This window comes from Arthrobacter sp. CC3 (genome assembly GCF_039907775.1).
In the GTDB taxonomy this organism is placed as follows: domain Bacteria; phylum Actinomycetota; class Actinomycetes; order Actinomycetales; family Micrococcaceae; genus Arthrobacter.
Map to the genome: position 1 here is coordinate 57,800 of NZ_JARCCY010000014.1, position 24,273 is coordinate 82,072.

Annotated in this window: 24 protein-coding genes; 15 read left to right on the plus strand and 9 right to left on the minus strand. The window is 66.9% G+C overall.

Annotation, left to right across the window (positions count from 1 at the left end):
• The first annotated feature begins 5 nt into the window (after nt 1–5).
• Complete coding sequence (locus PV761_RS10600; protein ID WP_347896530.1) at nt 6–1,148, plus strand: hypothetical protein; 1,143 nt, start codon at nt 6–8, stop codon at nt 1,146–1,148.
• On the opposite strand, the gene PV761_RS10605 is transcribed toward PV761_RS10600, so the two are convergent.
• From PV761_RS10605 to PV761_RS10615, 3 genes are read right to left on the minus strand one after another with little or no spacing between them, the layout of a single operon-like run.
• Entirely contained in the window at nt 1,149–2,711 is a 1,563-nt protein-coding gene (locus tag PV761_RS10605; RefSeq protein WP_347896614.1) for a carboxyl transferase domain-containing protein, read from the minus strand. It abuts the gene before it with no gap.
• A 2-nt stretch (nt 2,712–2,713) separates the two neighbouring features.
• Nucleotides 2,714–3,976 carry a CoA transferase gene (locus PV761_RS10610; RefSeq protein WP_347896532.1) on the minus strand — a complete coding sequence of 421 codons (1,263 nt, stop codon included), beginning with the start codon at nt 3,974–3,976 and terminating at the stop codon, nt 2,714–2,716.
• Between the two features lie 58 nt (nt 3,977–4,034).
• Nucleotides 4,035–5,447, minus strand: a complete 1,413-nt coding sequence (locus PV761_RS10615; RefSeq protein ID WP_347896534.1) for an SLC13 family permease — start codon at nt 5,445–5,447, stop codon at nt 4,035–4,037.
• Between the two features lie 127 nt (nt 5,448–5,574).
• Here PV761_RS10615 and PV761_RS10620 point away from each other — a divergent pair, with 127 nt between their 5' ends.
• The 3 genes from PV761_RS10620 (at nt 5,575) to PV761_RS10630 (ending at nt 8,963) form a co-directional block, all read left to right on the plus strand.
• On the plus strand, nt 5,575–6,282 hold the full coding sequence (locus PV761_RS10620; protein WP_347896536.1) for a FadR/GntR family transcriptional regulator: 708 nt from the start codon (nt 5,575–5,577) through the stop codon (nt 6,280–6,282).
• A 117-nt stretch (nt 6,283–6,399) separates the two neighbouring features.
• Nucleotides 6,400–8,286, plus strand: coding sequence for a GTP cyclohydrolase II RibA (gene ribA / locus PV761_RS10625; RefSeq protein ID WP_347896538.1), 1,887 nt, complete (start codon nt 6,400–6,402; stop codon nt 8,284–8,286).
• 62 nt (nt 8,287–8,348) lie between these two features.
• Nucleotides 8,349–8,963, plus strand: a complete 615-nt coding sequence (locus PV761_RS10630; protein WP_347896540.1) for a dihydrofolate reductase family protein — start codon at nt 8,349–8,351, stop codon at nt 8,961–8,963.
• Here PV761_RS10630 and PV761_RS10635 read toward each other — a convergent pair.
• From PV761_RS10635 to PV761_RS10650, 4 genes are all read right to left on the minus strand, one after another.
• Nucleotides 8,926–9,510, minus strand: coding sequence for a hypothetical protein (locus tag PV761_RS10635; RefSeq protein WP_028269359.1), 585 nt, complete (start codon nt 9,508–9,510; stop codon nt 8,926–8,928). The genes PV761_RS10630 and PV761_RS10635 overlap by 38 nt on opposite strands.
• 72 nt (nt 9,511–9,582) lie before the next feature.
• Nucleotides 9,583–10,440, minus strand: a complete 858-nt coding sequence (locus tag PV761_RS10640) for an SDR family oxidoreductase (RefSeq protein WP_347896543.1) — start codon at nt 10,438–10,440, stop codon at nt 9,583–9,585.
• A 172-nt stretch (nt 10,441–10,612) separates the two neighbouring features.
• The gene (locus PV761_RS10645) at nt 10,613–11,557 is read right to left on the minus strand and encodes an alpha/beta fold hydrolase (RefSeq protein ID WP_347896545.1); all 945 of its coding nucleotides are present in this window, start codon (nt 11,555–11,557) and stop codon (nt 10,613–10,615) included.
• A complete protein-coding gene (locus tag PV761_RS10650) occupies nt 11,557–12,018 on the minus strand; it encodes a DUF6278 family protein (protein ID WP_347896547.1) in 462 nt (153 codons plus the stop codon). The genes PV761_RS10645 and PV761_RS10650 overlap by 1 nt, the downstream gene beginning before the upstream one ends.
• A gap of 75 nt (nt 12,019–12,093) precedes the next feature.
• Between PV761_RS10650 and PV761_RS10655 the strand changes: the two genes are divergently transcribed.
• The 3 genes from PV761_RS10655 to PV761_RS10665 are packed head-to-tail and all read left to right on the plus strand — an operon-like array spanning nt 12,094 to nt 14,069.
• A complete protein-coding gene (locus PV761_RS10655) occupies nt 12,094–12,705 on the plus strand; it encodes an RNA polymerase sigma factor (RefSeq protein WP_051628670.1) in 612 nt (203 codons plus the stop codon).
• Nucleotides 12,702–13,670: a CU044_5270 family protein gene (locus PV761_RS10660; protein ID WP_347896550.1), complete on the plus strand. Its 969-nt coding sequence runs from the start codon at nt 12,702–12,704 to the stop codon at nt 13,668–13,670. The genes PV761_RS10655 and PV761_RS10660 overlap by 4 nt, the downstream gene beginning before the upstream one ends.
• A 24-nt stretch (nt 13,671–13,694) precedes the next feature.
• On the plus strand, nt 13,695–14,069 hold the full coding sequence (locus PV761_RS10665; RefSeq protein WP_347896552.1) for a hypothetical protein: 375 nt from the start codon (nt 13,695–13,697) through the stop codon (nt 14,067–14,069).
• Here PV761_RS10665 and PV761_RS10670 read toward each other — a convergent pair.
• The gene (locus PV761_RS10670; RefSeq protein ID WP_347896554.1) at nt 14,046–15,230 is read right to left on the minus strand and encodes a DUF6226 family protein; all 1,185 of its coding nucleotides are present in this window, start codon (nt 15,228–15,230) and stop codon (nt 14,046–14,048) included. The two genes, PV761_RS10665 and PV761_RS10670, sit on opposite strands and share 24 nt — an antisense overlap.
• 635 nt (nt 15,231–15,865) lie before the next feature.
• Between PV761_RS10670 and PV761_RS10675 the strand changes: the two genes are divergently transcribed.
• Nucleotides 15,866–16,627 (plus strand): VOC family protein, encoded by a 762-nt coding sequence (locus PV761_RS10675; protein WP_347896556.1) that lies wholly within the window; start codon nt 15,866–15,868, stop codon nt 16,625–16,627.
• Between the two features lie 56 nt (nt 16,628–16,683).
• Entirely contained in the window at nt 16,684–19,359 is a 2,676-nt protein-coding gene (gene hrpB / locus PV761_RS10680) for an ATP-dependent helicase HrpB (protein WP_347896558.1), read from the plus strand.
• A 22-nt stretch (nt 19,360–19,381) separates the two neighbouring features.
• Here the strand turns inward: hrpB and PV761_RS10685 are convergent, their stop codons facing one another.
• Entirely contained in the window at nt 19,382–19,921 is a 540-nt protein-coding gene (locus PV761_RS10685; protein WP_347896560.1) for a hypothetical protein, read from the minus strand.
• 293 nt (nt 19,922–20,214) lie between these two features.
• Between PV761_RS10685 and PV761_RS10690 the strand changes: the two genes are divergently transcribed.
• The 6 genes from PV761_RS10690 (at nt 20,215) to PV761_RS10715 (ending at nt 24,248) form a co-directional block, all read left to right on the plus strand.
• The gene (locus PV761_RS10690; protein ID WP_269319482.1) at nt 20,215–20,820 is read left to right on the plus strand and encodes a phosphatase PAP2 family protein; all 606 of its coding nucleotides are present in this window, start codon (nt 20,215–20,217) and stop codon (nt 20,818–20,820) included.
• 10 nt (nt 20,821–20,830) lie between these two features.
• Nucleotides 20,831–21,547 carry a VTT domain-containing protein gene (locus PV761_RS10695; protein WP_347896563.1) on the plus strand — a complete coding sequence of 239 codons (717 nt, stop codon included), beginning with the start codon at nt 20,831–20,833 and terminating at the stop codon, nt 21,545–21,547.
• Between the two features lie 5 nt (nt 21,548–21,552).
• Nucleotides 21,553–22,230, plus strand: coding sequence for a response regulator transcription factor (locus PV761_RS10700; protein ID WP_347896565.1), 678 nt, complete (start codon nt 21,553–21,555; stop codon nt 22,228–22,230).
• A gap of 106 nt (nt 22,231–22,336) precedes the next feature.
• A complete protein-coding gene (locus PV761_RS10705; protein WP_347896567.1) occupies nt 22,337–23,257 on the plus strand; it encodes a HAMP domain-containing sensor histidine kinase in 921 nt (306 codons plus the stop codon).
• An 85-nt stretch (nt 23,258–23,342) separates the two neighbouring features.
• Nucleotides 23,343–23,957 (plus strand): PadR family transcriptional regulator, encoded by a 615-nt coding sequence (locus PV761_RS10710; protein ID WP_028269348.1) that lies wholly within the window; start codon nt 23,343–23,345, stop codon nt 23,955–23,957.
• Nucleotides 23,958–24,095: 138 nt separating this feature from the next.
• On the plus strand, nt 24,096–24,248 hold the full coding sequence (locus PV761_RS10715; protein WP_156037040.1) for a hypothetical protein: 153 nt from the start codon (nt 24,096–24,098) through the stop codon (nt 24,246–24,248).
• Nucleotides 24,249–24,273: the final 25 nt, after the last annotated feature.

The following is a 24,273-nucleotide window of genomic DNA, read 5'->3' on the forward strand; positions in this document are numbered from 1 at the left end:
CGACCATGCCGTATCCGCAGCTCAGGCTCAATGCCGTTGCCCTCGAAAACAATATCCGTGTCATGGCTTCCTGGTGCCGGGAGCGGCAGGTGGACCTTGCCCCGCACGTGAAGACCACCATGTCCGCGCCGATCATCAGCCGCCAGGTGGCGGCCGGGGCAGTCGCCGTCACGGTTGCCACCGTGGACCAGGTCGCTGCAGTGCTGGCCTGGGGGCACCATTATGTCCTCATCGCCAACGAGGTGGTCGACCGGGACGGCCTCAGCCGCATACGGGCCTGGCTGGAGGAGGACCCCGGGCGGGAAATCCGCTGCTTCGTGGACTCCGAGGCGGGCATCAATGCCGCGGCGCAGGTGTTCACCGCTGCAGGGAACGTCCCCCTGGAGGTGATGCTCGACGTCGGGACGCCCGGCGGACGCACGGGGGTCCGCAGCCTCGGGGAGGCTGTCCACCTCGCCGGGCTGGTCCGCGCCGCGCCGGGACTCAGGCTCGTTGGAGTTGCCGGCTACGAGGGGGTGGTGCCCAACAGTCGTGCGGAGGACACCGTCTCGGCCGTTGACCGGCACTGCCGGCTGGTGCGGCAGGTGTTTCTGGACGTGGCCCCGTACTTCGAAACGGCAGCCCCCGTCTACTCCATGGGCGGATCGGCTTTTCCGGACCGTGTGGTTGAGTTCCTGCCGGAACCCGGCCAGGTGCCGGGAACGCGGAGGCTCCTCCGGTCCGGCTGCTACGTCACCCACGATCACGGCACCTACGCCGGTGTCAGCCCGGTGCCGGGCCTGTTGCCGGCCTTGACCGTCCGCGCCGCGGTGCTGTCCACCCCCGAAGACGGGATCGCCGTCGTCGGCGCCGGCAAGCGGGACCTGCCTTACGACGCAGGGCTGCCGGTGGTCCTGGCGGTCCACACCGCTGACGGTGCCCCGAAGGGCGGGGCAACGGCTGTGGTGCGCAACCTCTATGACCACCACTCAGTCCTCACCGGCGTGACCGGCCTGGACGTCACCGACCTGGTGGACTTCGGCATCTCCCATCCCTGCTCCGCCTTCGACCGCTGGCCCGAATACGTTGTCACCGACGGAGACGGACGGGAGGTCGAGGTGTGGCACACGGATTTCCACCGGTCCTCCCTGATGGCGCCGAGGCGGTAATCAGCCGGCGATGACGCTTCCCAGGTTCCGGTACTTGGCCAGCCGCAGCGGCAGCAGTTCGCCGGGACCGGCGGCCGACAAGGTGGCGAGCTCGTACTCGATAGCCTGTCCCATGCGCTGGCAGAATGCTCTTGGCTCAAGCGAGGCGTCCCCGTGTTCCGCACGGTTGTGTTCGGCAGGGTGGTGTTCGGCGTCGCCCCGTTCGTCCACGATGTGTTCCACCAGGCCGTTCCTGTAGAGGGCCGCAACGTTGACGCCCTGCGCCGCGGACATGGCCGGGGCGAAGCCGGTGTTCCGGTGGACGATGGCGCTGGCGCCTTCGGGCGGCAGCGGCGACAGCCACGCGTGCTGGGCGGCGATGGTCCGGTCTGCGGGCAGAAGTGCCAACGCCCCTCCTCCGGCCCCTTGGCCGAGCAGGACTGAAACGGTGGGGGAGTTGAGCCCGATCATGTCGTGCAGTGACCGGGCAATCTCTCCGGCCAGCCCGCCTTCCTCGGCCTCCTTCGACAGCGCTGCGCCGCCCGTGTCAATGACCGTCAGCAGCGGCAGCCCCAGCTCCTCAGCCAGGCGCATGCCGCGGCGCGCTTCCCGGAGCGACGCCGGTCCCATCGCCGTCTGCCGCGACGGCCGGGGCCGGGTGTGGCCGATGACCACGCAGGATTCCTGGCCGAAGCACGCCAGGGCAAGCTGCAGGCCGGGGTCCTTTTCCCCCTGCCCGGTGCCGTTGAGGGGCAGCACATCCCGGGCGCCGTAGGCCAGCAGCTGGCGGAGGTCCGGTCGGCGCGCGTTCCGCGAGATTTCGATCGATTCCCAGGCACCGGCGTCGGACGGCTTGACGGCCAGCGTGCGCGGCGGCGCGGGCCGCGGGTGCGCGCCCGGGACCAGGATGCTCAAGGCGCGGTCCACGACGTCGGACAGTTGCCAGGGCGGGACCACCGCATCGATCAGGCCCTTGTCGAACAGGTTCTCAGCCACCTGGACGTTCTCCGGAAACGGCGTGCCGTGGAGGGCCTCATAGACCCGCGGTCCGAGGAAGCCGAGCAGGGCGCCGGGCTCGGCCACGGTGATGTGGCCGAGCGATCCCCAGGACGCCATGACCCCTCCCGTGGTGGGATGCCGCAGGTAGACGAGGTAGGGCAGCCCGGCCTGGCGGTGGGCGCGGACGGCCGCGCTGATTTTCACCATGGACAGGAAAGCGACGGTGCCTTCCTGCATGCGGGTGCCGCCGGACGCCGGGCCGGCCAGAAGCGGCAGTCCCTCGCGTGTTGCCCGTTCGACGGCGGTGACGATGCGTTCCGCGGCTGCGAGCCCGATGGATCCGGCCAGGAAGCGGAACTCGCTGACGATGACAGCTACCCGCCGGCCCCGGATGCGGCCTTCGCCGGTGAGGACGGATTCGTCCACGCCGGTTTTGGCGCGGGCGGCAGCCAGTTCCTGCCGGTACTCGGGGCCGGGAGCGGGGTCAACCACCGGCTCGTCCCAGCTCCGGTAGGACCCCGGATCGAGCACAGCGCTGATGAGTCCGGCGGCGTCCAGGTGTTTGGCCGGTTGTTCTGTCAGCATGGTCATCGGCTTTCCTTCTCCGTCCGGGCGGGCGCGCTGCCCGGTTCCGTGCCGGCTGTCCCGGTAGCGGCCAGTCCCAGCCACTGCCGGATCTGATCGCCGTCCTGGTCCAGAAGGGGCGGGGCCGTGTGCGTGGTGAGGGTCGTTTCGTTGGTGTCGGCGGCGGTGAAGAACCGCAGCGGCGGACCGGGCAGGCTCACGGTGCCCAGGAGCTTGTGCTCGACGTCGATCACCAGGCCCTGCGAATGGACCTGGTCCCAGGCGTAGACCTCGTCCAGGGTGCGGACTTTGCCTGCCGGAATGCCGGCGTCGTTGAGCTTGGTGAGCAGCTCCTCGGCTCCATAATCGGAGAACGCGTTCTCCACTTCCTCGATGACCTTCTCGCGGTTGCGCACCCGCTCCGCGTTGCTGGCGAACTCGGGCCGGGAGGCGTCGATACCGAAGGTCGAAGCGAAAGTGTTCCAAAGCTTCTCGCTGCCGACACTGATCTGGACCCGTCCCTGCCGGCAGTGGAACAGGCCGTAGGGGGCGATGGAGGGGTGGTGGTTGCCCTGGGCCTTCGGAACTTCGCCGGCCACTGTTGCCCTGGTGCCCTGGAAAGCGTGCACCCCGATGAGGGCGGCCAGCAGTGAGGTACGCACAATCTGCCCTTGCCCGGTCCGTTCGCGCTGCAGCAGCGCCGCGAGGGTGCCGAACGCGCCGTACATGCCGGACAGGAGGTCGGCGATCGGAACGCCCACCCGCTGGGGGTCGTCCGGTCCGGAACCGGTGAGGGACATCAGTCCGGCCTCGCCCTGCAGGATCTGGTCGTAGCCGCTGCGCCGCGATTCCGGCCCGTCGTGACCGAAGCCGGTGATGGACAGGATCACCAGTGCCGGGTTCAGCGCGTGCATTTCCGCGGCGGAGAAGCCCAGCCGGTCCAGCACGCCGGGACGGAAGTTCTCGATGACGACGTCGGCGCGTTCCAGCAGTTCGCGCAGCACTGTCCGCCCGTCGTCGTTCTTCAGGTCCAAGGCGATGGATTCCTTGTTGCGGTTGCAGGAGAGGAAGTACGTGGCCTGCGGGTCGTCTTCTGGGCCGACGAACGGGGGACCCCAGCCGCGGGTGTCGTCTCCGGTGCCGGGGTTTTCCACCTTGATGACCCGGGCGCCGAGGTCGGCCAGCATCATGCCCGCGTGCGGGCCGGCCAGGGCGCGGCTCAGGTCCACCACCAGGATGCCCGAGAGGGGCCCGTCGGTCCGGAGCGTGGATTCAGTGCTCTGCATGGGATTCCTTCTGTTGCTCATCGATTTCTGGGTTGACGCCTGCTGGATGTCCGGCGGACTACAGCCACCCCGGAACCACCATCACCAGCCACGCGACGGCGGGTCCGGCCACGACGACGATGCCGCTGTAGGCCAGGATCTGCTTGTAGAACTTCTCCTTGTCCACGTCTTCGGGCGCGTTGGCCAGCACCAGAGCGCCGTTGGTCGAAAACGGGGAGACGTCAACGATCGTGGAGGCCACGGCGAGGGCGGCGATGACCCCGACGGCGCCGATCTCCCCGGAGGCCAGGAACGGCACCGCCAGGGGGATGAGCGCCGCCAGGATGGCGGTGGAGGAGGCGAAGGCCGAGACCACGGCGCCGATGTAGCAGATCAGCAGGGCCGCGAGCAGCGGCATGCCCAGCTGCGCCACGCCGTCGGAGACGAACTTGATGGTGCCGGCTTCCTCGAGGACGCCCACGAAGGTGAGCATGCCGCAGAGGAGCAGGACAGTGGACCAGCTGATCTTGTTGACGGCGCCCTTCTGGGCGGCGGGGGAGACCAGGGCCAGGACCATGGCGATGGAGATGGAGACGAAGCCGACGTCAACCTTGAATCCCAGCGAAATCACGGCCAGGGCGATCAGGCCAAGAATGGTGACCAGCTGGGGAACGGAGGCGCGGGGGGTGCTTGCCGGCTCTTCGCAGGCCCCGGCTGAACCGTTGGTGGTGCTTTCCGCGGAGCTGCCTGATGTGCCCTTGGAGGAGACGCGGGCGGAGGAAATGTCGGTGCCCGAGCCCTGCAGGGTGACGCCGGCGGTCCGGGCTCCCACGCTCATGGCCATGCGCTTTTCGGCGGCCTGCTCCACGAACCGGCCTCCTGCGGAGGAGCCGGCCTTGTTTCCGCCGAGAACGATGAACAGCACCAGTGCAATGGCCAGGTTGAAGACGAAGCTCGCCAGGAAGATTGCCATGGGGCTGGCTTCCAGTTCCGTCTTGGCAATGATGCCGTTGACAGTGACGCCGTAGACGGCGATGGGGGAGAAGCCGCCGGCCTGCGCCCCGTGGATCACCATCATGCCCATCATCAGCGGGTTGATTTTGTGCCTGGCCGCGAAGCTGAGCGCGATTGGGGCAATGATGGCGACGGCGGCCGGCGAGAGTGCGCCGACAGCAGTGATGACGGCGGTGATGGCGAACATGATCCACGGGATCAGGGCCACTTTGCTGCCCACCAGCCGCACGGCGCCCCGGACCATGAGGTCGATGGTGCCGTTGTTCTGCGCGATGGCGAACAGGTAGGTGACGCCGACGATGGTCAGGAAAAGGCCGCCGGGAAAGTTGGCGAGGATGTCGTTCGTGGACATCCCCAGGACAACCGAGCCCAGCAGGAATGCCCCCACAAAGGCCAGGGCACCCATGTTGAGCGGGAGCACAGTGGCCAGCAGGAACATCACCGCCAGGATGATGATGGACAGGACAGGAGCGGACATCGTTGTTCCTCCGGATCGATCGTTGGGGATTTAATTGGCTTAGTGGCCTAGCCTCCTAGACACTAGGTGTCTCTGTCAATAGTTCTCCGGTACTCTTGGGTTTGAGGACCATGCCGAAAGGATGCAAATGGCAAAGCAGGCGGCAGCGCAGCAGATCTCCCGCGTTTCGCGGCCCAGGCTCTATGAGCAGCTCGTGGAGCAACTCATGGAGTTCATCGAGGCCGCCCAGCTGGGCCCGGGCGATACCCTTCCGGCGGAGCGCGAACTGGCCGAGCGGCTGGGGGTGTCGCGCGCAACGCTGGCGCAGGCCCTGGTGGCCCTTGAGGTGCTGGGGGTCATTGACGTCCAGCACGGCACGGGGGCGGTGCTGGTCTACCGCCCCAACGTCCCGTCCGTGATCAAGGGGCTGCGCGAACATCGGAACCGGCTGCCCGAGATCGTGGAGGCGCGAAGCACGCTCGAGGTCAAGCTGGCCGAGCTGGCAGCGGCCAGGCGCAGCGACGACGATATGAAAACCATCGACAAGGCGCTCGACGTCATGGCGGAGGAGGTTGGCTCGGGCGGCCGGGGCGCCCGCGGCGACGAGCTATTCCACCAGGCCGTGACCGCCGCCGCGCATTCCGCGGTGCTGGCGCAGCTGATGACCTTCATTGCCGGAATGGTGCTCGAAACGCGGCTTGAGTCGCTCGGCCAGCCGGGCCGTCCGGAGCAGTCCCTTGCGTCGCACCGCAAGATTGCCGACGCCATCAGGGCCCGGGACTCCGCGGGCGCTGCTGCCGCCATGCTGGAGCATATCGACCTCGTGTCCGATGTGGCGCTGCTGAAGAACTCCTAAGTCGGCCCCGTGGCGGGCGTCTAAAGCCGGCTTAGATAAGGGTGCAACATACTTGCAGGTTCAAGTAACCGCCTGTACGGTTAACTTCAACCTTCAAGTAATTTGCACCCTTACCGAATGCTGAGGCACCAGATGACCGTTGTGTCCGAGACCCGCATGCCGGCGGCCACGGCACCATCCGCAGCCGCCCTGCGCAGCCGGGTCACAGTCCCTTTGCGCTTTCCCGATGGCTACACGGCCACGGCCGAGGTGCTGACGTTCCACGGGCTGGCCGACGGCAAGGAGCACCTGCTCCTGGCCCTGGGCGCGTGGGAGCAGGCGCTGTTGGACCCGGCAGGGCTGGACCCGGCACCGCTGGACCCGGCAGGGCTGGATATGGCAGGGCCGCTGGTCCGCCTGCACAGCGAATGCCTGACCGGCGACGTGTTCGGCAGCCAGCGCTGTGACTGCGGTCCGCAATTGCGGGAGGCGGTGGAAAAGATCAGTGCCACCGGAGGGTTCCTCCTGTACCTCCGCCAGGAAGGGCGCGGGATCGGCCTGTACTCCAAGCTCGACGCCTACGCCCTGCAGGACACCGGCCTGGACACGTACGAAGCCAACGTGGCGCTGGGACACGGCGAGGACGAGCGCGATTACACCGCTGCCGCCCAGATGCTGGGTGCCCTCGGCGCCACGACCGTCCGCCTGCTCACCAACAACCCGGACAAGGCCGCACAGCTCACCGCCCTCGGAATCAGCGTTACGGAGCAGGTTCCCACCGGGGTCCACCTGTCGCCGGCCAATCACGCATATCTGGCCGCCAAACGGGACCACACCGCACACACCCTCGTCCTCCCGCAGCCGGCAGTCCCAAGCCATGACGAGATGCTGGCCCGTGTTGATGCGCTGATTCCACGCCTGCGGGAGCGCGCTGAGAAAACCGAGCGAATCCGACGGATTCCGGAATCCACGATGGAGGATTTGAGGGAGGCCGGCGTCTTCCGTGTCCTCTCGCCCAAAGCTGTCGGGGGCTATGGCATGGGGGTTGAAACATACGTTGAAGTGGTGCGCAGGCTCGCGCGGGGATGCCCTTCCACGGCGTGGACGGTAGGACACCTGATTGAGCACGTCTGGATGCTCGCCCGCTGGCCCCGCAAGGTTCAGGACGAGGTCTTCGCCAACGGGGCGGCGCCCCTGGCTGCCGCCACCGGCGCCCCGGTGGGGGCAGCCACCAGGGTTCCCGGCGGGTACGCCATCTCAGGCCGCTGGACCTTCGCCTCGGGAGTCATGCACTCGGAGTGGGCCCTCCTTGCCGTGCAGCACGGGGACGTCCGGCTGCAATGCCTCGTTCCGATGTCCGACGTCGAACTTCTGGACGTGTGGCACACGGCGGGGTTGCGGGGCACCGGCAGCAACGACGTCCTGGCAGACGAGCTTTTCGTACCGGACCACCGGGCGCTTGACTGGGCCCTCCTGGGCGCAGCGGACAATCCGGGCAGCCGGATTCACCCGGACCCGATCATCCATACCCCTATGGCCACACTTCTGAACCTGGTGGCGCCCGCCGCCGCCCTGGGAGCTGCGGAACACGCCGTCGAGATGTTCCGTGAGCGGGTCCTGGTGCGCAAGGTCAAGAACACGCTGGAGGATCGTCAGGCCGATTCCCCCCTCGCGCAGGCGCGGTTCTCACACGCCTACGGGCTCGTTGCCACGGCCCGCCTGCAATGGGAGGAAGCCATCCGGGTGGTCACTGCTTCCTATCAGCGACGGCCCATGACCATGACGGACCACGAGCGGGCCGCCTACCGCCTGTCGCTGGGCCTCAGCGGCGAGGCGTCGGCCGAAGCAGTCCGCGTCATCATGGCGGGATCGGGCGGAAGCGCGCACCGACTTTCGAATCCGCTGCAGCGGATCCAGCGGGACGTCGACGTACTGCTCAACCATCCGACGCTGACCCTGGACCCGATTCTTGAGCAGGCTGGCCGCGGGCTGCTGGGCCTCGGGTTTACTGTTCCCGCGTTCTAGCGATTGAAGCTCGGCCCGGCCCGGCGTAAAGTCCATCGGACCACGGAAGCGAGGTGTCGATCATGGGGCAGCTGATTGTCCAGGAATTCGTTACCGCGGACGGGTTCGCTGCCGACGCGAATAACGAATTTACGGCCTACGAGATGCTCGAAGGTGGCACGGCCGAATTCGACCGCAGCCAGGTGGCATGGCTCGATACCGTCGACGCGATGGTCCTCGGGGCCGCGACCTACCGGATGTTCGCTGAATTCTGGCCCACTCCGGCGTCCGACGGTGAGGTTATCGCGCCAGCACTCAACGCGTTGCGCCGCTTTGTGTTTTCCCGAACGCTGAAAAGTGCGCCGTGGGGCGGCCTCCCCGAAGCCACCGTCGAATCCGGTGATGCCGTTGAGGCAATCCGGCGCATCAAAAGCGAAACCGTGGGCAGCGTCGTGCTCTGGGGCAGCCTGACGCTAGGTGAAGCTTTTTTCAAGGCCGGGGAAGTTGACGGGGTGCGGCTCGTGGTCATGCCCGTCGCGATCGGCGCCGGGCGGGGCTTGTTCCCTGCCGGCCAGGATCCCGCCCTCCTGCGCCTGCTGAGCGCAACGACGTACGACGCCGGGCTGGTTGAGCTTGAATACTCCGTGCGAACCGCCGGAGCTACTGCCCCAGGACGGGGAGCAGCTGGCGGTTCCTGATCCGTGACTCGCCGAACTGCAGCACCAGCGGCTCGACTTCCCACGATTTGCCGCTCCGCGCCCTCGGGGTGCCGACGGCAACGTGCGGTGTCCAGTGCGGGGACCTGAAGCCGAGGGCGCGGGAGCTGAGGATGAAGTCATCGACGTTGTCCACCAGCAGCCCGTCCAGCAGGTCATGGAGGGCCTGGACAAGTGAAACCTGGTAGTCGTGGACCCGCTCCGGGACGTCGATTTCAAGACATGACACGCTGCCGCCGCCCAGCACGATCAGCCGTTCGGTGCTGCTCGAAAAGGCTTCCAGGACCGGCAGTCCGTGCAGCCAGGCAACCGTGCTGCGGGCGGCGGCCGAAGCGCTCGTGTAACCCCTGGTCCACTCCGAGACGTCCTGGCAGAAGTCGTCGAGCACGCCGAGGTGCAGCAGGGTCATATGAAGTCCCCGCGGCCGGCGCAGGGCGCGGACGTAGCGGCCGAGTTCTTCGTAGTCGGAGGGGCCGGAACCGACACTGACCACCGGAGCTTCCACCGTGATGCGTGCAACCGGGTACATTCCAGGCCCCTCCTGACCGCGCTAACAGCTGGCTGTGAATGCCATTATCCGCCTGCGTGCTCGACTTCGGGCTCAGCCCGCAAGCGGGCGCAGAGCCTCAACAAGGGGAGTGGTGGGCCGCCCGGCCAGCCGCGCGAGGTCGCCGGTGGTCTGGGCCAGTGCACCGTCCCGGATGTTGCCGTCCAGTGCTGCGAGGAATCCGGCCGTTGCAGGGTCAAGTCCGGCGGCCTCCAGGGCGCTGACGTGCTCTGCTGAGCTCACGGGCCGGTAGCTGACGTTGCGCTCCAGCACCGTGGAGAACGCCGATGCCAGTTCCCCGAAGGTCCAGGCGTAGTCGCCGGACAGTTCGTACACCTGGCCTTCATGGCCGGTTGTGGCCAGGACGGCGGCGATGGCTGCGGCGTAGTCCGCCCGGGTGGCGCTGGCCACGCGTCCCTCACCCGCGCTGGCCAGCAGCGTGCCGGTCTCGCGGGCAGTGAGCAGGGCTGCGGCGTAGTTCTCCGTGTACCAGCCGTTGCGCAGGAAGGTGAAGGGAAGGCCGCTGGCGCGGATGGTCTCTTCGGCCCTCGCGTGGTCAGGGGCCAGGACGAGCTCGGTGGTGTCAGCGGCCAGGACGCTGGTGTACAGAATGTGGTCAACCCTGGCCCGGACAGCTGCGCCGATGACGGTTTCGTGCTGGGTTGACCGTTTCTGGATGTCGCTGCCGGAGATGAGGAGGAGGGTGTCGCCTTCGTTGAGGGCGGCGTCAACGGTGGCCTGATCGTCGTAATCCACCGTCGCGGTTGTGACGCCGTGAGCCGCCAGTTCAGCCAGCTGCTCAGCGGACCGCCCTGCGGCCACGATGTGCTCGGCCGGTACGCCGCGGCCCAGCAATTCCTTGACGACGAGGCGCCCCAGCTGGCCGGTGGCTCCTGCAATGACAATGGACATGAGATTCTCCTTGATTACCTTGTTGACCGGAGCCTTGTTCGTGCGGCTTCCGTTATGGGCAACTGCCCCCCAGCGGGAACAATTCCGACGCCGGATGATGCACTTTGAAGTGCAATAGGCACCTTCAGGTAAGTAATGGAAAGGGCAGCGCCGGTATCAGGTGCCCTGCACTTCAACCCCTGGCGGCAATCTCTTCCACTGCCTTCGACAGTGCGGCCATGGATGCGGGGCCACCGTGTCCCTCGTCTTCGATGATCACAAGCCGGCTTGATTGCCATCGCTGTTGCAGCTGCCATGCGGTGACCGCGGGACCACTAATGTCGCGGCGACCATGGATGAGGTACCCGGGAATACCGTTGAGCTGGTGTACACGAGGAACGATTTCCTGACCGTTAGCCAGGAATCCGTCATGGGCCCAGTAGTGCGTCACCAGGAGCGCGAACGTCATCCGCTCCCGCTCGTCTTCGAATAGCACACCAGGGCGCCAGTTGGGGTCCAGGGAAATGTGCGTGGACTCCCAGCGGTCCCAGGACAAAGCGGCACTGCGAGCGTCGTCGCGGTCCTTCCCGGCCAGCCGGCGTGCGTAAGCCTCGACTAGGCGTTCACCCGGCTTTGCCTTGGCTGCATCCGAGAAGTCCTTCCAGGCTTCGGGGAATATCCGTCCAACATCTTCGGTGATCCATTCGATCTCGTCGCGGCTTGTCGTTGTCACCGCGGCCAGGGCGACACCGAGGACCCGATCCGGGTGCTGGAGGGCATAGGCCAGCGCGAGCGTGCTGCCCCAGGAAACGCCTGTGACGATCCACTTCTCAATCTCCAAGTGCTCGCGCACCGCCTCAATGTCGCCGATCAAGGCCTGAGTAGTGTTCTCGGACAGGTGATCCAGATCGTCCTGGACAATCGGAGTGCTCTTGCCGCATCCGCGTTGGTCCAGGCCGATGATCCGGAAGCGAGTCGGGTCATGCCGTTTACGGTAACCCCCTAGTCCAAGGGAACCACCGGGTCCGCCATGCAGGTAAAGGACCGGGGTGCCTTCAGGTTCTCCGGTCGCTTCCCAGTAGATTCTGGCATGGGGCACGTCCACCCAGCCGCTCCGTGTCCTGGTTCGCATGGTCATCACTCCTCTGCTGCCACGATGTCCAACACATGCGCATAGTTCTGCTGGAGAGTCGGTATCCCCGTGGTTAGGCGTCTGTTGGCGACGGACACCACTGAAACGGTGGTGTTCCGGGTGACGCGGACGCACGGGTCGCCTTCCACCACCACTTCCCAATGCGCGCCCGGAACGGTGTGGGTGAGAAGGTCACCGTAGAACATGCCAATGGCGCGGACCAGCTTGGCCAGAGTGGCCCGGTCAGTGCGGCCATCCATGAGGCGGTCGACCGCGGCGAGGCCCTCTTTGGAGCGTGGAAGCTCCTTCCCGAGAGAACGGAAGTGGGCCAGGAGTTCGTCGTACCCACCAACGTTCGTGGGAGGAATGGCAGGCGCGGCCGGTGCGGGTTTGTATTCCGCGTAGCGGCGGGGAAGGCCAGCCGGCAGTCGCTGCAGAGGTTCGTCGGAGTCGCCGCGGTCCGTCATCTCGAAAGGCTACGCTCGTGCTAACCGGATCGGGAACCTTTTCGGGTCCTGCGGACACTACAAGGCATGAGGCTAATGGGGGAAACCGATGAAGAGCTGTGGCGTGAGTGCACCACCGGCAACGCCGACGCATTCGGGGCCCTGTTCGACAGGCACGCCGACGCGGTCTTCCGGTACTGCCTCTCCCGGTGTGGTTCCTGGCACGACGCCGAGGAACTCGTCTCGATCACCTTTCTGGAGGCGTGGCGGCAGCGGGACAGGCTCAGGCCGGAGAGGGACACAGTCCTTCCGTGGCTGCTCGGGGTAGCAACGAACGCGAACCGCAACCGCGCCAGGGGGTCCCGGCGACACGCTGATTTCCTAGCCAGGCTGCCGCACTCAGATCCCCGGCACGGCGGACACGAAGCAGACCATGCGGAGGCGGTTGCTTCGAGGCTCGATGCTGAACGTGCCGTCCGCGAACTGCTCGAGACGACCGCGGGACTGAACGATGGCGAACGGGACGTCGTTGTCCTGTGCCTGATGAACGGCATCGGCCAGGACGAGGCCGCCAGGACCCTCGGCGTACGGACCGGGACAGTGAAATCGAGACTGCACCGGGCGCGGGCCAAGCTGGCCGCCATGAACCGGGACCCGGAGCCCGTCGAACAACTCGACACGACTACCGTTGAAGCGAGGCTGTCATGAATCTGTCTGAAGTGACCTACCCGAAAGACACGAAATACCGCGTCCAGAACCTCCTCGTGCAGGAAGCGCGGCGGAAGCCGAACCTTTTCCGCCGTCCCCGTCGAACCCGTTTGTGGCTCACAACAGCGGCCGCCGCTGCGGTTGTGGCACTGGTTGCGGGAGACGTCGTCGGGCTCGCCGGCTGGCGTGGCGGAGCGACCGCGCAGGCCGCAGAAGTCCTCAACAATGCGGCGGAGACGGCGATTATGACAGCTGATCCCGTCGTGAACCCGGGCCAGTATCTGAGGGTCAAAAGCACCAACGTCTGGGGCAGCGCGTCCACCGAGGCTGATGGTTCCACCTACGAGTGGCTGGACACGGAAAAACTTGATTTGTACATTCCGGCCGATCCCGCTGATGAGTGGGTGTGGGTGCGATCAGGGCGGGTACCCACGACATTCTTCGACGCCAGGACCAAGGAATACGTCGAAAAGAACGACTTCAAACCTTTTCCCGAGCTGCTGCGTGCACCCAACGGATCCTTCTATGGAAGCCCCGGCGGGTGGGTTCATACTGACATGTCCGCGCTTCCCCGAGACCCGTACCGGCTGCTGAACAGCATCTACAAACAGACACTGGGGAAAGGCCAGTCCGTCGACGGCGAAGCGCTGGTGTTCATCGCCGACCTCCTCAGGACAGGTGTTGTGCCAGCCGATCTGCGTGCCGCCCTCTACAAGGCCGCGGCCATGATCCCGGGCGTGACCATCACGGAAAACCAGGCAAATCTGGACGGCCGCACCGGTATCGCCATCGGACGAACTGAGGAGGGCCCGTCCAAGACGCGTCAAGAGATCATCATCGACGCCGCAACCGGGCTCCTGATCGGTGAACGGGCCATCCTTACTGAGCCTCAAGGATCAATACCGGCAGGAACCGCCATCGGCTGGACCGCCATCGAAACATCTGTCACCAACACGGCACCCTGAAACGTGTGGCCGTAGTCTCTGGCTGTGAAACAAATCCTCATAGACCAGGTAATTGACACCGACTACGGACAGCTTGACCTGGTCTGGACTGAGGACGGTGGTATTGATGGAGACTTTGACCGCTTCTTCGCAGGCCAGGTCAATGGCCTGGTCGGCGCATCCGACGCGGCTGGCGTGTATCTCAACCTCGCCCGCAGGTCAGGGGGCTCGTCGGTCCGCATCGTCCTGTTGGATATGCCGCCCGCGGGTGAGGATGCCTCCTGGGGGGACGTCGTCGAGGTTTCCTTCTACCTTGCCGCAACCCGACATCATTGTGCGCACGGGGACCGAGGACGGCCGATACTGGCACAACGAGCTGGGTCGTCGTCGCTGAGGTCAGCTTTGACTGCCGGGCCGTAGTCCCGGCCGCAACGGCCACGGGCGCCAGCCGCCGGCCACTTCACGCAAACGGTTTTCCGCGTCCTGGAGGCGCACGGCGTCGACCGGACCGGGTTCACCGCTCCCGCTTTCAGATCCGGAGCCGTCCACCGCGGTCAGCGCGTATTCGCTCCATTTCCGGCTGCCAACCGGGTAGCGTTCGCGGTAGCCGCCCGCCGCCACGGCAAGCACCAGCATCTCCATCCGGTCAGCCGCGGTGCCGGCCGTTTCGTCGCAGGCATCGCAGCCGCAGACCGGAAACGGGAAGTCATGCAGCATACCGGCATGGATCAGAACCCCCGGATACCCCGTGAACACAAACGTCAGCGGCGCAGCTTTGGCGCTGCGCGGCGTGACCCTGACAGCCTGCAGCACCTCGCGGGCCTTCATGAGCACCTCGCCGGCATGGACCGGGTCGCTGTCGATGTCGACGTCGTAGGCGGCGGCCAAGTGATCGATCAGGGCCGAGGCGACGGCGTGCAGTCCCGCGAAGCGCTCCGGATGGCTGTCGACGCTGTAGGACTCCGGTGCCGGACCGTCGGCGCCCCACTGCCGGCCGTAGGGGATCAGTACACCTTCCGGTGAGTAATACGCCGTCGTCGGCAGTAGCGGCCGGACATAGCGAGGCTGGCCTGCCAACGGCGCAACCGGCGGAATGTGCGCGGGCGGAACCGACGGTGATTCCACCTCTTCCTCAGCCCAGTCCGACAACGCCGTCACGAGGCCCGCTACGGACTCGACGTCGGCGCTGCGCAGCGCCACGAGCAGCCGACCGACGTCGAACTGCCTCTGCCGGTTTCCCACGAGGGGAGAGCTGCCTTGCGACGCAGTCCACCGGGCGTCCGGCCTGAGCCCCGCGATGGTGTTTCCGGCGAACACGGCTGCCGCGGCGCCCACGGCGCTGTCACGATCAATCTCGGCAGCCCATTGGTGCAGGCACCACAGGAGCCTCGCAGGGTCCACGGCGAGCTCCTCCGCCTTCACGCCATGGTCGGCACAGAACCCGATGAACGCGGAGTAACCTGCCAGATGCCGGACCTCGGCATCACGGCCCGGCCCCTGCGCATACAGGGCTCCGGCGCGTGAGACCGGTTCGGGCAAGCCGGTGGCCGCACCCTCGAACAAATCCTCTGTACGCCCCATATCGAGATCCTAGCCCCGGACCAGGCAACGAACGGAGGCGTGCCTGAGGAAGCCGGTCTACCATGGGCTCCTCGACGTCGTTCGGGCTGCGGGACAGCCATAGCCGGACGCGAGAACCTGAAGGGGAGGCGGCCGTGCCTTACCGCGTGGGCAGGCGTGTTTCGGCTTGCGCCGGCGTGGCTGCGGTCATTGTGTCCGCGTCGTTGTCTGCTTGTGGGGTTTCCCCCGGGAACGGAGAACCGCCCTGCCTTCCGCCCGCCTATTCGGTGGCCCCGCCCAGTGCCAGGGCGGGCGACCCGGTGACGGTCCAGGCGCCGGATGCTGACTGCAATCCCCGGTACGGCAAGGACGCCCGCATCCAGGTCACCCTCACGGATGCGGCCGGCATAAAGGTCATCAACACCACGGCCCCCATGACAGACGGAGGCGCCTTCACTTATACGTTTGTTGTCCCGGCGACTGCAGCTGCCGGACCTGCCGCGGTGGAGGCGGTGCCCTACGGCGTTGATTGGTGTGATGATACCGGCAGGAACAACCGCGCCGGCGGAACCGGGACTACCCTCGAACGAACGTCGTGTGCCGCACGAACAGAGCCCCTAACCATCGTCCGGTAACCACAACGGAAGGGCGCATCAATGACAGCCCGCAACACACGTTCCGCCGGTGCCCCGTGCCGGGTGGACACATTCCAGCCCGATCCCCGTGCCGCCATGGACTTTTACGGCCCGCTCTTCGGCTGGAGTTTCGACGATCCAGCGCCGATGCCGTCCGGGCTCGACGGCGACTACTTCATTGCACGTCTCGGCGGGCAGCCGGTGGCCGGAATCGGCCAGGCTCCGGCGTCGTCCCGGCCGTCGTGGAACACCCACATCCGCGTCGAAGGCATCGGGCTGAGCCTCGTCCGCGCTGAGCAAGCCGGCGGCAGGCTCCTGGCCGGGCCGTTTGGCGCTGGCTCGGGAGCCGCCCTTGCCGTGGTGGCCGACTCCACCGGGGTTCCATTCATCCTTGAGGAAAGCGGCCGGGGCGACGAAGCCGTGCTGGCCGATGTCCCGGACTCCTGGGCGATGAGTTCGCTGCACACCACGGATATTGAAGCAGCAGCGTCGTTCTACGGCACCATGTTCGGCTGGGAACTCGATTCCGTGCCGGACGCCGGCTTCGCGCTCTGGCGCCTTTCAGGTGACGTCGTTGCCGTCGTGACGGCCACCGACGGCGTGGCAGTCCCTCCGCACTGGAGCGTCAATTTCGCCGTCCGCGACGCGGACGCCCTGGCTGAGCACGCCGCCGCCCTGGGCGGCACCATCCTGCTGCCGCCGATGACCACGCCGGGGTTTCGCAACGCCGTGATCGGCGACCCGCAAGGCGCGTTCATTGCGGTCAGCGCACCGGCAGGCTGACGCTTCCTGTTTTCGATTGGAACAATCCCGGCCGCGAGAGTGGGCACAATGGAGGCGTGACTTCTCCGCTCCTCCCGCCAGCCGCCGGACCCAACCCGCCCTTCGCTGTGGACGCCATCGGCGCGGGCCTGGCCTTTGCCGCGTCGCTGGGGGAGCTGGCGGACGCCCTGCGTTCCGGAGGACCGGGCGGGACTGCCGTGGTCCAGGCACCTCCCGGAACGGGCAAGACCACCCTCGTTCCGCCGTTGCTCGCCAACATCGCTTCCGCCGGGTCCGTTCCCGCACCGGCGACCGCCGGACGGAATGCCCGGAGCCCGCGCGTGGTGGTGACCCAGCCGCGCCGTGTCGCAGCACGGTCGGCGGCACGACGGTTGGCGGCCCTGGATGGCAGCCGGCTCGGGGACCGCATCGGCTACACGGTACGCGGCGAACGGGTTTGCGGGGCGGGCACCCTGATCGAGTTCGTCACGCCCGGCATCCTGCTGCAGCGGTTGCTGTCAGACCCGGGACTGGAGACAGTGGACGCCGTGATCCTCGATGAGGTGCACGAGCGCGGGCTGGAGACCGACCTGCTGGTGGGCATGCTCGCCGAGGTCCGTGAGCTGCGCGGCGACCTCATGCTGGTGGCCATGTCCGCCACCCTGGATTCGCCGCGCTTCGCTGCCCTGCTCGGGGCGGGAAACGGCGGGAACGACGACGGCGGCCCGGCCCGCGTGGTCGACTGTCCTTCCGCGCTGTTTCCCCTGGAAACCAGATGGGCCCCGGCTGCCGTCGCGCGGCTGGACACCCGGGGAGTGACCCGGGCCTTCCTGGACCACGTGGCGGACACCGCGGCGGCATCACATGCCGAGGCCCTCGCTGCGGACGCAGACGTGGATGCTCTGGTTTTTGTGCCCGGCGCATGGGAAGTGTCGTATGTCGCAGCCCGCCTCCGCAGCCGGACGGATGCCGAGGTGCTGGAGCTCCACGGCCAGGCAAGCCCGGCAGAACAGGACCGTGCAGTGTCGGGGCGGGAACCCGGCGGGCGGGCCAGGATCATCGTCTCCACGGCGCTGGCCGAATCTTCCCTGACCGTCCCGGGAGTCCGGCTGGTCATTGATTCCGGACTGTCCCGCGAGCCCCGGCGCGACACGAACCGCGGCATGTCCGGGCTGGTAACCGTGTCCTGCTCCCGCGCCTCAGCCGTGCAGCGCGCCGGACGCGCAGCACGCCAGGGCCCCGGCCGGGTGGTCCGGTGCTATGACCAGAAGACGTTCGGAGCAGCCCCTGCCCACCAGGTCCCGGAGATCGCGGTGGCAGACCTGACCGGAGCAGCCCTGGTCCTGGCCTGCTGGGGATCACCCGGCGGGCGCGGCCTGGCCCTCCCTGACGCCCCGCCCGTGGCGGCCATGGAGGAGGCTGTCGAGGTCCTCCGCGAGCTGGGTGCCGTAGGTCCTGACGGTCTCGCGACGGAGCTGGGCAAGATTTTGGCGCGGGTTCCCGCCGACCCGCGCCTGGCCCGCGCCCTGTTCGAAGGCGCCGCAAGCGCCGGCCACCGTGCTGCGGCTGAGACCGTCGCCGTCGTGGCCGGAGACCAGCGCGCTCCGGGCGCTGACCTGACCCGGCTGCTGGCCATGCTGCTTTCGGGCAGCGATCCGGCGGCCCGGCGCTGGAAGGAGGACGTCCGGCGGATGGAAGCGATCGTCCGCACCGAAGGTGCCGCCGTCGGTAAATCCCAAGCCGTGCCTCAGGTGACCGGCGCGGAGGCCGTCGGGTTCGTCGTCGGCCTCGCCTTCCCGGACCGCGTTGCGCGCCGCGTCCCGGGTGCGGGGGAGCGGTATCTGCTCTCCTCCGGAACCCGGGCCGGCCTTCCGGCAGGCAGCCCGCTGTCAGGACACGAGTGGCTGGCGGTCGCTGAGGTGTCACGTGCTGAAGGCCGCGATGCCGCGGGTACCGGCGCCGTTATCCGTTCCGCGGCTCCACTGTCGGCTGACACGGCGGAGGCTGCGGCCCGGCACCTGATGAGTGAAACCGTGGAAGCCGGATTCGACCAGGGCCGGGTCAAGGCCCGGCGCGAGCGCCGGTTGGGTGCGATCCCGCTTTCCTCGACGCCGGTTCGGCCCTCAGCCGCCGAGGGCCGCGCAGCCGTTGCCCGGGCGCTGGCGAAGGAAGGGCTGGGAACCATCGGATGGTCGACGGCGGCGGACGCCTTGCGCCGCCGCCTCGCGCTGCTGCACCGGGAACTGGGCGGACCCTGGCCGGACGTTTCCGAGCAAGCGCTGCTGGCCCGCCTTGACGACTGGCTGGCGCCCGAACTCGAGGCGCTCGCCGGCGGGAAGGCCACAGCCGGCATCGACCTCACCGATCCGCTGCGGCGGCTCCTGCCGTGGCCCGATGCCGCCCGGCTGGGAGAACTGGCGCCGGAGACGCTGGAGGTGCCGAGCGGTTCGCGCGTGAGGATCGATTATCCGGACGCAGGGCACGACGACGGCAGGCCGGTGGTGGCGGTCAAGCTCCAGGAATGCTTCGGCTGGGCAGAAACACCGCGGTTGGCGGGCGGACGGGTCCCGGTCCTGTTTCATCTCCTGTCACCGGCGCGTAGGCCCCTCGCGGTGACGGATGACCTCGCGTCGTTCTGGTCCGGACCGTACGCGCAGGTGCGGGCTGAGATGCGCGGCCGCTACCCGAAGCATCCCTGGCCGGAGGACCCCTGGACGGCCCCGGCCACCGCCCGGACCAAGAACAGGATGTAGCGCTGACGCAGGCAGCCCGGCCTCAGTCGACCGTGATGCGTATCCCGGCCACAGCCCCGGTCCAGGGACCGCCGGGGTCCTGCCGCGTCAGATGGACTCCGACATATCCGGGCTGGAGTTCCACCACCTGGGACAGCACTCCTGAGCAGTCCAGAACGAGCGCCGGCAGCTCCGGACCGGTCCGCGGATCCTGGGAAAGTGAAATCTGGACGTCGTCGAGACCCACACAAGCCGCCGTGACCGTGTGCGCACCCGCAGCCTTGACCGTGGCGGTCTTGCTGAAGCCCACGCCAGGTCCGTCGGCCGGGCCGGACTCGTCAAGAAGCACAGACCCGGCCGCCACCGAGAGACGCTTCTTCAGCTCGGCGTAATTTCGCGTTTCGATGTCCAGAATCTCCGGGCCCTTCGCCGGGACGGACGGCGCAGGACGGCCGCTGAAAACGGAAGCGGCTGTTGGCGGGGGATTGGCGGCGTCCTCGTACGCACAGCCGGCCATCAACACACTCAGCACTGCCAGCCCCGCGGTACAGCGGCCCGGCCCCGTTCCCCCACGACGCGACATGGGCCGAGTCTACGGACAGTTCGCTCATCGGCAAGGCAGGCCGGTCCGGTTTCTTACGGATTCCTTAAGGGCAGGAGGCGAAGCTTGTCCTGGCGGCAACCGTCCGCCGTGCCCAGAAGGGAAGTGGCCCATTGACCGAAGTCCACCGAGTCCGAAACGAACCACGTCCGGTAAACACAACCGGCACAGGCCAGGCGGCAGCCCGTCGTGGTCTGCTGGAGCTTCCCCAGGTTCGGCATTGGATCATTTCAGCAGTCCTCCTGGCCGCCGCGGTTCTCGCGCTGGGTCTGACCGTGCAATCGCTTCCTGGGGAGAGCGCCGTTGAACTGGGCGTTGACCAGGACCTCAGCCGGCACCATGCCGCCGTCCTGACGGTTGCAGCGATGGTCCTGAACGTGGCCTTTGGTCCTGTTTTCGGTCTGGTTGCCATTGTTCTGATCGCCCTGGCGGTGCTCCTGGTCCGCAGGTCGTTGGTGGATGCGGCCACCTTCGGTGTGTTGGCGGCGTCGGGGTGGGTGGCGAGCGAATTCTTCAAGCTCCTTGTCCGGCGGGACCGGCCCAACCCCGGCATGTTGTTCGACCCACTGGCACCCGAAACCGGCTCCGACAGCCTCCCGAGCGGCCATGTCTCGTTCGCCATCACCCTTGCTTTCGCCCTGTATTCCCTGGCCCGCGGGACACGCTGGGCGCGTACGGTGGCCGCCCTGGGTGTGGCCCTGGCCCTGGTCGTTGCGTGGTCGCGGGTGTATATCGGGGTCCATTACCCGTCTGATGTGGCTGCATCGTTCCTCGCGGCCGGCGCCGTCCTGATACTGCTCACGGGGCTCTGGAACCGATTCGCTGGCCGGATGTTTCAGCTTTTGCGCATCAACACAGCAACCCCGCAGCAACTCTCCTGAGGAGGTCCCTGTGAATATTCTTCAGGCACTTACCGGCTCCCCGGCCTTCGACGCTTCAGCCGGCGTTCTTTCCCTTTTTGACCCGGCAAGCATGCTGCAAGGCATGGGACCGGCGGCCATTGGCGTGATCGCCGCGATGGTCTTCGTCGAATCCGGAGTCCTGTTCCCTTTCCTGCCCGGGGACTCGCTGCTGTTCACCGCCGGGCTGCTGCACCAACAGCTGCAACTCACCCTGCCGGTGCTGATCGGCGTCGTTACGGCGGCGGCAGTTGGCGGTGACCAAGTGGGCTACCTGCTGGGCCGCAGATTCGGCAGGCGGTGGTTCACAGATGATGCCAGGGTGCTGAAAACTGCACACCTGACCCGGACTGAGGAATTCTTCGACCGCCACGGTGGGCCGGCCATCGTGCTGGCCAGGTTCGTTCCGATCGTCCGCACGTACGCACCCCTGACCGCCGGCATCGCCCGCTACGGGTACAAGGCCTTCACTGCGTGGAACATCATAGGTGCGCTGGTCTGGGCCGCCTCCGTGACCCTGTTGGGCTCCTGGCTCGGCCACTTCGAAATCATTGCCCGGAACATCGATGTGATCGCCATTGCCATGGTGCTTCTGTCCGTGGTGCCGTGGGGAGTGGAACTTCTCAAACGGCGCCACAAGTCCCGGGCCACGGAACCGGACGCAGCCGGGGACGAAATGCCTGCGAGGGAACCGGCCACGGAAGAATAGCCATTATGAGTTCAACAGAGGATGTCCCTTCCCTGCTTCTGGTCGAAGACGACGCCGTCCTGGGACCGCTCGTGGCCGAGCTCCTTGGCATCGACTACCGGATCCGCCTTGTTGCCAATGGCAGGGACGGCCTTCACGCCGGTCTGACTGAAGTGTGGGATGTGATGATCATCGACCGCGGGCTGCCTGGCATGGACGGCGTCGAACTCATAAAGGCCCTGCGTTCGAAGGGCATCACCGTTCCGATCCTCATTTTGACGGCCCTCGGTTCCACGCAGGACAAAGTCGACGGGCTGGACGCCGGTGCCAACGACTACATGACCAAGCCGTTCGACGCCGCGGAACTGAACGCACGGCTCCGCGCATTGACCCGCAGCTTTACCCTGCCCCGGACATCACTCGGCATCGGGGATTGGGAGCTGGACACCGCTTCCAGGTCCATCCGCTCGGTGTACGGGCCACTGGTTTCGCTCACTGCGAAGGAGACCGAACTCCTGGCCGCGCTGGCCAGCGAGCCGGAACGGGTCTTTACCCGCGACGAACTGATCACATCCCTGTTCCAGCCCACTGACCAGCCCGGCGTCATCGACACCTACGTCCATCACCTTCGCAGGAAGATCTCCAAAGCGGTGGTCCGCACCGTCCACGGTGTGGGCTACCAGATCGGCGACGCCCATGAATGAGGCGAACATGAATGAGACGACGCCCCCCGGCGACAGCCCCGACCATGCCACTCTCCGAACGGCCTCGCTCAAAGTGGCCCTCCGGATAAGCGCAGCATGTGCAGTGATGGTTCTGTGCCTGCTCTCCGGAGCCGCCCTGTACCTGATGAACCAGCTGGCCCACCCGGAACTGCCTGGTTCGGGAGCGCCCGCGGCGGACTATGCCTATCTCGACGCGAAGGACCTGCTCAAAGCCCTGATCATGGCGGGCGCCGCCGGGATAGTTCTTGCCGGGGGCATCGGCTGGGCAAGCGCACGCAGCGCCATCCGGCCATTGGCGGACGCGCTGGCATTGCAGCGGAGGTTTATCCAGGATGCCAGCCACGAACTGCGCACGCCCTTGGCAATCCTGGATGCCCGGATCCAGCTCGCCCAGCGCGACGCTGTCCCGGACTCGACGGAGGGCCGGGCACTGGACCGGATCCGTGGGGACACTGCCGCATTGACCAGCATTGTCAATGAACTCCTGCTGGCCGCGACCGGGGCTCCACCGGAACCATCGACCGAACCGGTTGACCTTACCGCCATCACTGCCTCCGTGGCCGAGAGCCTTCAGCAGCTGGCAGGACAGCGGGACATCAGCGTCGTGGTCCGCAGCGATGGCCGGCCCCTGGCCCGGATTGACGAGGGCAGCCTGCGCCGGGCCGTGCTTGCGCTCGGCGACAACGCCTTGGCCCATACGCCCGCCGGCGGCCGGATCACGCTCACGGCGTCAGCTGAGAAGCAACTCGCGGTAATAAAGGTGGCGGACACCGGCACCGGCGTAAGCGGGGTGGACCAGTCTCGGATCTTTGATCGATTTGTCAGGGCGCAGAGCCCGCAGGGCGCGCAGCGGAGCTTCGGCATCGGACTGGCTCTGGTCCGTGATATCGCTACCAGTGCCGGCGGCACCGTACAGATCGCACGGACCGGGCCGGACGGAACCACCATGCGTTTGGCGCTCCCATTGGCCGGAAAACCGAATTCGCCAATTCCGGGATCCTTCTGAAAACTCTTGACCGGCGATACTTACCGATATATCGTTAAGTATCGCCGATGGTCGGCGACCGTAATATACAAAGGGGGATGCCCTCATGAGAGGCATTCACGACAAATTTTCAGACAACGGCCCGGAACGTGGACGTTTCGAGCGCGGACGCAGCCGGCGCGGACCCCACGGGCACGGCGGTGGCGGCTTCGGGAAGGGATTCGGCGCGGGTTTCGGCGCCGGCTTTGGGCCGGGATTCGGGCCGGGTTTTGGACCGGGCGGCCCGCGCCGGGCGAACAGGGGCGATGTCCGCTCCGCGATTCTGTCGCTCCTGGCCGAGGCCCCGTCCAACGGGTACGGCCTCATCAAGACAATCACGGAGAAGACGTCCGGCGCGTGGCGTCCGAGTCCGGGTTCGGTGTACCCGACGCTGCAGCAGCTCGTCGACGAAGAGCTCATCACGCCCGTCGGTGAGGGCCGGCGCACCGAATTCACACTCACCGATGCCGGCACGGCGTACGTGGCCGAACATGCCGAGGAACTGGGGAACGCGTGGAACACCGATCCCGAGGGCACCGGACCCGCCTTTCACCAGAGCGTCGGCAAGCTCATGGGCGTCATCCACCAGTTCCGGGTCGCGGCCACCGACGAACAGCGTCTGGCCGCCGTCGAAAAGATTGATGAAGCCCGCCGGGCGCTGTACCTGATCCTTGCGGAGTGAACCCGGCAAGGACCCGGAGTGCCATGTGAGGTAACCGATACACACCGGAAACCTTGCGTCGTTGCCGCGAAACATTGCACCGTTAGGCTCATTCCTACTTGGACACAGCGGTCCACGCAGCGAACGGAAGGACACACCATGATGACTCTTTTGAGCACGTTGACACTCTCCCTTCATTCCGGCTGGAAGGACAAGGACCCGCATGCCGGCGGTGCGGGTTCCATGGGCGCTTTCCCGAGCGGGCAGCTCTCATCCACCCCCTGGGAAGGGTGGTGGCACGACGAACCCTAGCCCCGGAGGCCAGGCCCAGCATCTC

Bases quoted from the DNA above. Each gene is read 5' to 3' on its own strand.
- PV761_RS10655 (WP_051628670.1), top strand. From the start codon at position 12,094: ATGGGGGAAACCGATGAAGAGCTGTGGCGTGAGTGCACCACCGGCAAC.
- PV761_RS10650 (WP_347896547.1), bottom strand. From the start codon at position 12,018: ATGACGGACCGCGGCGACTCCGACGAACCTCTGCAGCGACTGCCGGCT.
- PV761_RS10640 (WP_347896543.1), bottom strand. From the start codon at position 10,440: ATGTCCATTGTCATTGCAGGAGCCACCGGCCAGCTGGGGCGCCTCGTC.
- PV761_RS10610 (WP_347896532.1), bottom strand. From the start codon at position 3,976: ATGCAGAGCACTGAATCCACGCTCCGGACCGACGGGCCCCTCTCGGGC.
- PV761_RS10670 (WP_347896554.1), bottom strand. From the start codon at position 15,230: ATGGGGCGTACAGAGGATTTGTTCGAGGGTGCGGCCACCGGCTTGCCC.
- PV761_RS10615 (WP_347896534.1), bottom strand. From the start codon at position 5,447: ATGTCCGCTCCTGTCCTGTCCATCATCATCCTGGCGGTGATGTTCCTG.
- PV761_RS10685 (WP_347896560.1), bottom strand. From the start codon at position 19,921: ATGTCGCGTCGTGGGGGAACGGGGCCGGGCCGCTGTACCGCGGGGCTG.
- PV761_RS10715 (WP_156037040.1), top strand. From the start codon at position 24,096: ATGATGACTCTTTTGAGCACGTTGACACTCTCCCTTCATTCCGGCTGG.
- PV761_RS10645 (WP_347896545.1), bottom strand. From the start codon at position 11,557: ATGACCATGCGAACCAGGACACGGAGCGGCTGGGTGGACGTGCCCCAT.
- PV761_RS10705 (WP_347896567.1), top strand. From the start codon at position 22,337: ATGGTTCTGTGCCTGCTCTCCGGAGCCGCCCTGTACCTGATGAACCAG.
- PV761_RS10660 (WP_347896550.1), top strand. From the start codon at position 12,702: ATGAATCTGTCTGAAGTGACCTACCCGAAAGACACGAAATACCGCGTC.
- PV761_RS10605 (WP_347896614.1), bottom strand. From the start codon at position 2,711: ATGCTGACAGAACAACCGGCCAAACACCTGGACGCCGCCGGACTCATC.
- PV761_RS10600 (WP_347896530.1), top strand. From the start codon at position 6: ATGCCGTATCCGCAGCTCAGGCTCAATGCCGTTGCCCTCGAAAACAAT.
- ribA (WP_347896538.1), top strand. From the start codon at position 6,400: ATGCTGAGGCACCAGATGACCGTTGTGTCCGAGACCCGCATGCCGGCG.
- PV761_RS10710 (WP_028269348.1), top strand. From the start codon at position 23,343: ATGAGAGGCATTCACGACAAATTTTCAGACAACGGCCCGGAACGTGGA.
- PV761_RS10630 (WP_347896540.1), top strand. From the start codon at position 8,349: ATGGGGCAGCTGATTGTCCAGGAATTCGTTACCGCGGACGGGTTCGCT.
- PV761_RS10635 (WP_028269359.1), bottom strand. From the start codon at position 9,510: ATGTACCCGGTTGCACGCATCACGGTGGAAGCTCCGGTGGTCAGTGTC.
- PV761_RS10700 (WP_347896565.1), top strand. From the start codon at position 21,553: ATGAGTTCAACAGAGGATGTCCCTTCCCTGCTTCTGGTCGAAGACGAC.
- PV761_RS10675 (WP_347896556.1), top strand. From the start codon at position 15,866: ATGACAGCCCGCAACACACGTTCCGCCGGTGCCCCGTGCCGGGTGGAC.
- PV761_RS10620 (WP_347896536.1), top strand. From the start codon at position 5,575: ATGGCAAAGCAGGCGGCAGCGCAGCAGATCTCCCGCGTTTCGCGGCCC.